8 protein-coding genes and 1 pseudogene are annotated in these 7,258 nt (G+C 71.6%); 2 read left to right on the forward strand and 7 right to left on the reverse strand.

Going from position 1 to position 7,258, the window contains the following annotated elements; all coding sequences use genetic code 11:
* Window positions 1-1,027, forward strand: a 1,027-nt coding sequence (locus QZ433_RS06260) for a GNAT family N-acetyltransferase (protein ID WP_295780813.1), incomplete at its 5' end; no start/stop codon positions are given.
* Window positions 1,028-1,105: 78 nt separating this feature from the next.
* Here the strand turns inward: QZ433_RS06260 and mutM are convergent.
* The 6 genes from mutM to QZ433_RS06290 all read right to left on the reverse strand — a co-directional run bounded on the left by mutM (window position 1,106) and on the right by QZ433_RS06290 (window position 6,250).
* A complete protein-coding gene (gene mutM, locus QZ433_RS06265; RefSeq protein ID WP_295780815.1) occupies window positions 1,106-1,996 on the reverse strand; it encodes a bifunctional DNA-formamidopyrimidine glycosylase/DNA-(apurinic or apyrimidinic site) lyase in 891 nt (296 codons plus the stop codon).
* On the reverse strand, window positions 1,989-2,681 hold the full coding sequence (rnc, locus tag QZ433_RS06270; RefSeq protein ID WP_295780817.1) for a ribonuclease III: 693 nt from the start codon (window positions 2,679-2,681) through the stop codon (window positions 1,989-1,991). Before rnc ends, mutM begins: the two co-directional genes overlap by 8 nt.
* A gap of 8 nt (window positions 2,682-2,689) precedes the next feature.
* Window positions 2,690-2,899 carry a 50S ribosomal protein L32 gene (gene rpmF, locus QZ433_RS06275; RefSeq protein WP_013586329.1) on the reverse strand — a complete coding sequence of 70 codons (210 nt, stop codon included), beginning with the start codon at window positions 2,897-2,899 and terminating at the stop codon, window positions 2,690-2,692.
* A 2-nt stretch (window positions 2,900-2,901) separates the two neighbouring features.
* Complete coding sequence (locus tag QZ433_RS06280; RefSeq protein ID WP_108319145.1) at window positions 2,902-3,396, reverse strand: DUF177 domain-containing protein; 495 nt, start codon at window positions 3,394-3,396, stop codon at window positions 2,902-2,904.
* Window positions 3,397-3,523: 127 nt separating this feature from the next.
* The gene (gene coaD, locus QZ433_RS06285) at window positions 3,524-4,021 is read right to left on the reverse strand and encodes a pantetheine-phosphate adenylyltransferase (protein ID WP_295780818.1); all 498 of its coding nucleotides are present in this window, start codon (window positions 4,019-4,021) and stop codon (window positions 3,524-3,526) included.
* A 42-nt stretch (window positions 4,022-4,063) separates the two neighbouring features.
* Entirely contained in the window at window positions 4,064-6,250 is a 2,187-nt protein-coding gene (locus QZ433_RS06290) for an ATP-dependent DNA helicase RecG (protein WP_295780820.1), read from the reverse strand.
* Window positions 6,251-6,343: 93 nt separating this feature from the next.
* Here QZ433_RS06290 and rsmD point away from each other — a divergent pair, with 93 nt between their 5' ends.
* Entirely contained in the window at window positions 6,344-6,916 is a 573-nt protein-coding gene (rsmD, locus tag QZ433_RS06295; protein WP_295780822.1) for a 16S rRNA (guanine(966)-N(2))-methyltransferase RsmD, read from the forward strand.
* 6 nt (window positions 6,917-6,922) lie between these two features.
* On the opposite strand, the pseudogene QZ433_RS06300 reads toward rsmD, so the two are convergent.
* Window positions 6,923-7,258: pseudogene (locus tag QZ433_RS06300) on the reverse strand (thiamine-phosphate kinase); the annotation flags it as partial.

Genomic DNA, 7,258 nt, shown 5'->3' on the forward strand with positions numbered 1-7,258 from the left:
CGACGACCCGGATGCCGCGGACTTCCGCGAGATGGTCCGCGTACGCAACCTCGTCTACGCCGAGATCTCGGGTCACGAGGACTCCTCGATGCCGGCCGATGAACTGCTCCCGCTGTACCAACCGAAACCCGAGATGAAGCGGTTCTCGTGGATCGTCGTGTTCCACGGCGACGTCGTGGGGCGCGTCGGCCTCGACCTCCCCCAGGAGGACGGGGCGCGCACCGGCTTCTGGCTCATCGAACTCCGGCGCTCCGCGTGGGGCCACGGCATCGGTCGGGCCGCGTTCGCCGAGATCGAGCGCATCGCCCGCGCCGAGGGACGCACGGTCCTTCAGGCCTGGGCGGAGCATCCCGCCGCCGACGGACCGCGACTCGCGGCCCCCACGGGGTTCGGCTCGATCCCCGAGGATCACGCCGCGCGCTTCCTCACGGCATCCGGGTGCACCCTCGAACAGATCGTGCGGGTCAGCCGGCTCGAGCTCGACGGATCGCGTCCGCACCTCGAGGCGCTGCTGGCCGAGGCGGAGACCGCTGCAGCCGGCTACCGCGTGGTGCAGTGGACGCTGCCGACCCCCGACGAATTCGTCGAGTCGTTCGCGTGGATGAAGTCGCGCATGGTCACCGACGCGCCGTCGGCCGATCTGGAGTTCGACGAGGAGGTGTGGGATGCCGCGCGCGTGCGCCGCTACGAAGCTGGATACACCGACGCGGGACGCCACATGCTCGTCACCGCGGCCCAGCACGTCGACAGCGGCGAGCTCGCGGCCTTCAACGAACTGGTCATCGGCAAGGACCGCACCGCCGCGACGAGCCAGGAGGACACCCTCGTCGTCGCCGCTCATCGCGGTCATCGGCTCGGCATGCTCGTCAAGTGCGCGGGTCTGCTCGCGTGGCACGACGTCGCCCCGGAGTCTCCGCGAGTGATGACGTACAACGCCGAGGAGAACCGCCCGATGCTTTCGATCAACGAACGCATCGGCTTCGCGCCGATCTCGTACGAGGGCGTCTGGAAGAAGGTTCTCGACTGATCGCGTGAATCGCCGGCATCCGTCGCCGCAGGCCTGCCCGGGGCGACGGATGCCGGCGGCTTCCGCGTGCGGAGCGCGTCAGCGCCGGCGCTGGCAGTGCGGGCAGAAGTGACTCGAGCGGTTCATGAACGACACCCGCACGATCGGCCGCTCGCACCGCGGGCACGGCTGACCCGTGCGCCCGTAGGCGTTGAGGGAGTGCGCGAAGTACCCCGCCTGCCCGTTGACGTTGACGTACTGCGCGTCGAAGCTCGTGCCGCCCTCGGCCAGCGCCTTCTCGAGCACCGCCCGCACCTCGGCGAGCAGGCGGTTGACGGCCCGGGTCGGCAGCGCGGAGCCCGCGGTCTCGGGGTGGATGCGTGCCGCCCACAGCGACTCGTCGGCGTAGATGTTGCCGATGCCACTGGCCACCGTCTGATCCAGCAGGACGCGCTTGATCCCCGACGAGGTGCGCGCGACCCGGGCGCGGAACCGCCTCTCGTCGAACGCCGGGTCGAGCGGGTCCCGCGCGATGTGCGCGACCTGCGAGGGAACCCGAGCGAGCGCGGAGCCGCGACCACCGGCGGCGTGATCGGGGGTCTCGACGAGGGGGTCGATCGCGAGCGAGCCGAAGGTGCGCTGATCCGCGAACACGACCGACAGCGACCCATGCACCGGGTGCTCCAGCTCGACGCGGATCCGTTCGTGCCGCTCCTCGGGCGCCCCGGGGGTGCGCAGCAGCATCTGACCGCTCATGCCGAGGTGCGTGACGATCGCCTCCTCGTCCGAGACCGGCATCCACAGGAATTTTCCGCGACGCACGGCGGCCGAGATGCGCCGACCGGTGAGCTCGGCTTCGAAGTGCGCCGCTCCCCCGCTGTGCCGGGTGAGCGCGCGCTCGTCGCGGACGTCGACCGACGTGATCAGCGCGTCCGTCACCGCGGGTTCGAGACCGGCGCGGACGACCTCGACCTCGGGGAGCTCAGGCACGCGCGTCGAGCTCGCGCCAGGCGGTGAGCGCGGCGGCCATCTCGGCCTGCTTCTTGCTCGACCCCGGCCCCGTCGTCTCCACGTCGCCGACGGTCACCGTGGCGATGAACCGTCGGTCGTGGTCGGGCCCGGTCGCCTCGACGCGGTAGACGGGAGCCGACAGGCCCAGCCGGGCGGCGATCTCCTGCAGGCTCGTCTTGGGGTCCATCGCGGCACCGTAGCGCTCGGGGTCGGCCAGCAACGGCTCGACCAGGCGGAGCACCATGCGCGTGGCCTCGTCGGGACCGGCCGACAGGTAGGTCGCGCCGATGAGCGCTTCCATGGTGTCGGCGAGGATCGAATCCTTGTCGCGTCCGCCGGTGAGGATCTCGCCCCGACCGAGGCGGATGAACGCGCCCAGCCCGATGGTGCGCGCCACCTCGGCGAGGGCCACGGTCGACACGACACTCGCGCGCCGCTTGGCGAGGCTGCCCTCGTCGAGATCCGGATGCCCGGTGAACAGCCGCACGGTGACGGCTTGCCCCAGCACGGAGTCGCCGAGGAATTCGAGGCGCTCGTTGTGCGGGATCGCACCGTTCTCGTAGGCGAAGGAACGGTGCGTCAGGGCCAGCGAAAGAAGCTCGGGGTCGATGTCGACCCCGAGCTTCTCGGTGAGCGTCTCGCGCTCGGTGGTGTTTCGCGTCACGTCACCGATCAGACGTCGGCGACCTTGCGGCCCTTGTACTCGAGGAAGAGCTCGGTGCCCTGCGAGTCGGTGACGACCTTCGCCTGGTGGGGGCGGCTGTAGACGACCTTGCCGTTCTCGATGGTCTTGACCAGCGCGGGGGCTTCGGCCTTCCACTGCGCGCGGCGCGAGCGGGTGTTGGAGCGGGAGACCTTCCGCTTCGGGGGGTTACCTGCCATGGCTAGCTCTTCTCTGTCTTGGGGGCGGCGCGGAGCGCATCGCCGTCGTCTGGGGTGTACTGCTGGAGCGCAGCCCATCGAGGATCAACGGACGTCTGCTCCGATTCGCCGGGGCTTTCCGTCAGCCTCTCGCCCGTGTTCGGGTCGAGCCCGGGGCAATCCGGCTGACACACCGGCTGGAACGGAAGCGACAGGACGATGGCGTCCCGGACCAGGTTTTCAAGATCCACGTGGTCGTCTTGAACGCCGAAGTCACTCGCTTCGTCCCCAGGATACGCGAAAAGTTCCTGGAACTCGACTTCGACAGGCTCGGTGATGTCGATCAGGCAGCGCCCGCACACCCCGGTGGCGGTGGTGTCGACGGTGCCCGACACGAGGATGCCCTCGTGCACGGACTCCAGCCGCACGTCGAGCTCGAGAATCTCGCCCTCGGCGACCGAGACGAGCCCCTCGCCCCATTTCTCGGGCGTCGGCAGGTCGAGGCTGTGCTCGCGCATCTCTCCCGGGTGGCGCTCGATGTCGCGCACGGGGAGCTGGAAAGGTCCGGGTCGGTGGGTTCTCACGGTCGACAATGCTACCCGCGCACCCCTGGACGGGGGCCGGGCGCCGCGCCCGCGCGCGGGGTCAGATCCCGCGGGCCCCGGTGTCGAGCAACCGCGCGACCGCCGGGGGGACGTACGGCGACACGTCGCCGCCCAGACCGGCCACCTGACGGACGAGCGAACTCGACACGAGAGCGTGCGAGGGGTCGGGGAGCAGGAACACCGTCTCGACATGCGCGAGGTCGCGGTTCACGATCGCCATGGGGGTTTCGTAGGCGACGTCGACCTGCGAGCGGATCCCCTTGACCAGCACGCGGGCCCCCACCTCGGTGGCGTAGTCGACGAGCAGGCCCATGCTCCACGCGGCCACGATCACGTCGCCCTCGATGCCGGCCTCTGCGATCGACTGCTCGAGCAGGCTCTGCCGCTGGGCGATGGGCAGCATCGCCTCTTTGCCCGGGTTGTGCACGACCAGCACGTGCAGCTGGTCGAACAGTCCGGCGGCCCGGCGGATGACGTCGAGGTGGCCGAGGGTGGGCGGGTCGAACGAGCCGGGGACGACGGCGATCCGGGGGTCCATGCCGCCAGCCTACCGACGCCCCGCGGGCGAGCGGCCCGCCGGTCAGGACTTGGCCAGGGCGGCGCGCTCCTCGACGCCGACGCGGCGCTCGAGGGCGGCGGCGAGGGCCGGATGCCGCGTCAGGGCCGGGTCGTCGGCCAGCAGCTTCTCGCCCTCGGCCCGCGCCTCGGTGATGAGCGCCGCGTCGGTGACCACGCGCAGCAACCGCAGCGACGACCGCGCCCCGGACTGCGCCCCGCCCAGCACGTCGCCCTCTCCGCGCAGGTCGAGGTCGATCTCGGCGAGGGCGAACCCGTCGAGGGTGGATGCCACCGCTTCGACGCGCGACCGGGCCGAGGTGCCGGGTGCGGCCTCGGTCACCAGCAGGCAGAGCCCCGGCAGGCCGCCGCGGCCGACGCGGCCGCGCAGCTGATGCAGCTGCGACACGCCGAAGCGATCGGCCTCGAGGATCACCATGGTGGACGCGTTGGGGACGTCGACGCCGACCTCGATCACGGTCGTCGCCACGAGCACGTCGATGTCGCCGCGGGCGAAGGCCTGCATGACGGCATCCTTTTCGTCCGACGGCATCTTGCCGTGCAGGATCTGCACCCGGATGTCGCGGAACGACGGCAGGTTCGACAGCAGAGCGTCGACCTGCACGACGCCCCAGCGGGTGCGGTTGCCCTCGGCCGCGGTGGGGGCTGGGGCGTCCGGCGCGTCGGCGGGCTCGTCGCTCTTGCCGTCGGCGGCGAGCTGGTCGGAGTCGATCGCCGGACACACCACGAAGGCCTGACGCCCGAGCGCGACCTCTTCGGCCACGCGATCCCAGACGCGCGCGAACCAGCCCGGCTTCTCGGCGAGGGGCGCGACGAATGATTGGATGCCGGCCCGCCCGGCCGGCATGGTGCGGATCGTCGACACGTCGAGGTCGCCGAACACCGTCATGGCGACCGTGCGCGGGATGGGGGTCGCCGTGAGGACGAGGGTGTGCGGAGCCTGGCCCTTGGAGCGCAGGGCGTCGCGTTGATCGACGCCGAACCGGTGCTGCTCGTCGACCACGACGAAACCCAGGTCGGCGAAAGTCGTCGTCGCGCTGAGCAGCGCGTGCGTGCCCACGACGATGCGGGCCTGACCGGATGCCACGCGCAGCGCCGCGCGGCGACGTTCGGCCGCGGGCATCTGACCGGTCAGCAACGTCGGCATGAGCTCGGGGGCGAGCTCGGCCCCGAGCATGCGTGCGATCGAACGCAGATGCTGACCGGCGAGCACCTCGGTCGGGGCGATCAGAGCGGACTGCCCCCCGGACTCGGCGACCTGCAGCATGGCGCGCAGGGCCACCAGCGTCTTGCCGGATCCCACTTCTCCCTGCACGAGACGGCTCATGGGCCAGTCGCCGACGAGGTCGGCAGCCAGCTGCGCACCGACGCTCTGCTGATCGGGGGTGAGCTCGAAGGGAAGGATCGCATCGAAACGTTCGAGCAGTCCCCCGGGGGCGGCCGGGCGCTTCTGCGCCGAGAGGGCCCGGACGAACTGGCGCTGCTGCAGCAGGGCGGTCTGCAGCACGAACGCCTCGTGCATGCGGAGCGTCTCGACCGCGGGCGGGATGTCGTCGTCGTGGGCGGGGCGGTGGATGTTCTCGAGCGCCTGCCGCGCCGAGAGCAGGCCCCGGCGCGCGCGCAGGTCGGCGGGCAGGGGGTCGTCGACGTCGCCCAGGCTGTCGAGGACCAGCGCGATCGTCTTCTGCACCAGCGTGCTGGGAACGGCACTCGTCGCGGGGTAGATCGGAATCGGACGCTTGGCGGTGACCTCGGCCTCGGCCATCGCCTCGGCGATGTCGTCGAAGAGCTCGTAGTCGGGGTTGGTCAGCTGCGTCTGACGACGGTACTCGCCCACCTTGCCCGAGAAGATGCCGCGCCGACCGGGCGTGAGGTCCTTCAACCGCCACGGCTGGTTGAAGAAGGTCAGCGACATGCGTCCGTCGCCGTCGCTGATGACGACCTCGAGCAAGGACCCCCGACGGTTCTGCATGCGCCGCTCGCTGGCGCTGACCACCTCGGCGACGATCGTGACCGGCTCGCCGAGCGGGAGGGAGGCGATCGGGGTGAGCTCGCCCCGCCGGGCGTAGCGACGGGGGTAGTGCTCGAGCAGTTCGCCGACCGTGGTGACGCCGAAGGCCTTGTCGAACGCGGTCGCGGTCTTGCCGCCGATGGCGCCGTCCAGCCGGGAGGCGAGCGAGAGACCGGGCATGCTCCGAGTCTAGGCAGGGGCCCCGACACCACCGGTCGCGACGCCCCCGTCGCGCCCCGGGGAGGACCCCGCGCCCCGCCCTAGGCTGGAGGGGTGACCCGCATCATCTCGGGCCGCGCCGGCGGCACGGTCCTCGACGTCCCCCCGAAGGGCACCCGCCCCACGAGTGATCGCGTGCGCGAGTCGCTCTTCGGTGCGCTCGACGCCGCGGGACTCATCGACGACGCCCGCGTGGCCGACCTGTACGCCGGATCGGGCGCTCTCGCGCTCGAAAGCCTGAGCCGCGGTGCGGCCTCGGCCGACCTCGTGGAGCTCGCGCCGACGGCCGCGACGCTCATCAAAAAGAACGCCGAGCGGTTGCGTGCGGCCGGGGTGAAAGCTCCCGCGCGCGTGCACCGCGCGCACGTCACGCCGTACCTGATGGCATCCACCCAGGTGTGGGATCTGGTGTTCCTCGACCCGCCCTACGACATCTCGGACGACGACCTGACCAAGGCCCTCGTCGCCCTGGCCCCGCGGCTCAGCCCGGACGCCGTGGTGATCGTCGAGCGGGCCAAGCGCTCCCCCGCCCCCGCCTGGGCGGCCGCGGGACTCGAGCCCGATCGCGACCGCGCCTACGGCGACACGACCCTGTGGTGGGGGCGTCCGCTCCTCGCCGCCGACTGAACGGCCTCAGCCCCTCCCGGCGTCCCAGTCGCGGTAGGTATCCCAGCCGCCGCGGCCGGTCCACGCACGGCCGTCGACCGTCACGGCCTCGGCCTGTCGCGGGACGACCGTCCCCACGCGGCGGCCGAGCGGCTCGGCATTCCCGGGGAAGGTCACCAGGAACCCGTGGTCCTCTCCCCCGTCCAGGGCCCGGGCGGGATCGTCGCCGAGGGTCGCCGCATCCAGGGCGATCGTCACGCCTGAGGCGTCGGCGAGTCGCGTCGCATCCAGGACGAGTCCGTCCGACAGGTCCATCATGGCCGTGGCCCCGGATGCCGCGGCCCGCACCGCCTCGCCGAGCGG

Source organism: uncultured Microbacterium sp. (genome assembly GCF_913776565.1).
Lineage (GTDB): Bacteria > Actinomycetota > Actinomycetes > Actinomycetales > Microbacteriaceae > Microbacterium.

What these genes read in the sequence shown, in the direction of transcription:
- rpmF (WP_013586329.1), bottom strand. Translation starts at nt 2,899, where the DNA reads ATGGCAGGTAACCCCCCGAAGCGGAAGGTCTCCCGCTCCAACACCCGC.
- coaD (WP_295780818.1), bottom strand. Translation starts at nt 4,021, where the DNA reads ATGGACCCCCGGATCGCCGTCGTCCCCGGCTCGTTCGACCCGCCCACC.
- QZ433_RS06290 (WP_295780820.1), bottom strand. Translation starts at nt 6,250, where the DNA reads ATGCCCGGTCTCTCGCTCGCCTCCCGGCTGGACGGCGCCATCGGCGGC.
- QZ433_RS06280 (WP_108319145.1), bottom strand. Translation starts at nt 3,396, where the DNA reads ATGCGCGAGCACAGCCTCGACCTGCCGACGCCCGAGAAATGGGGCGAG.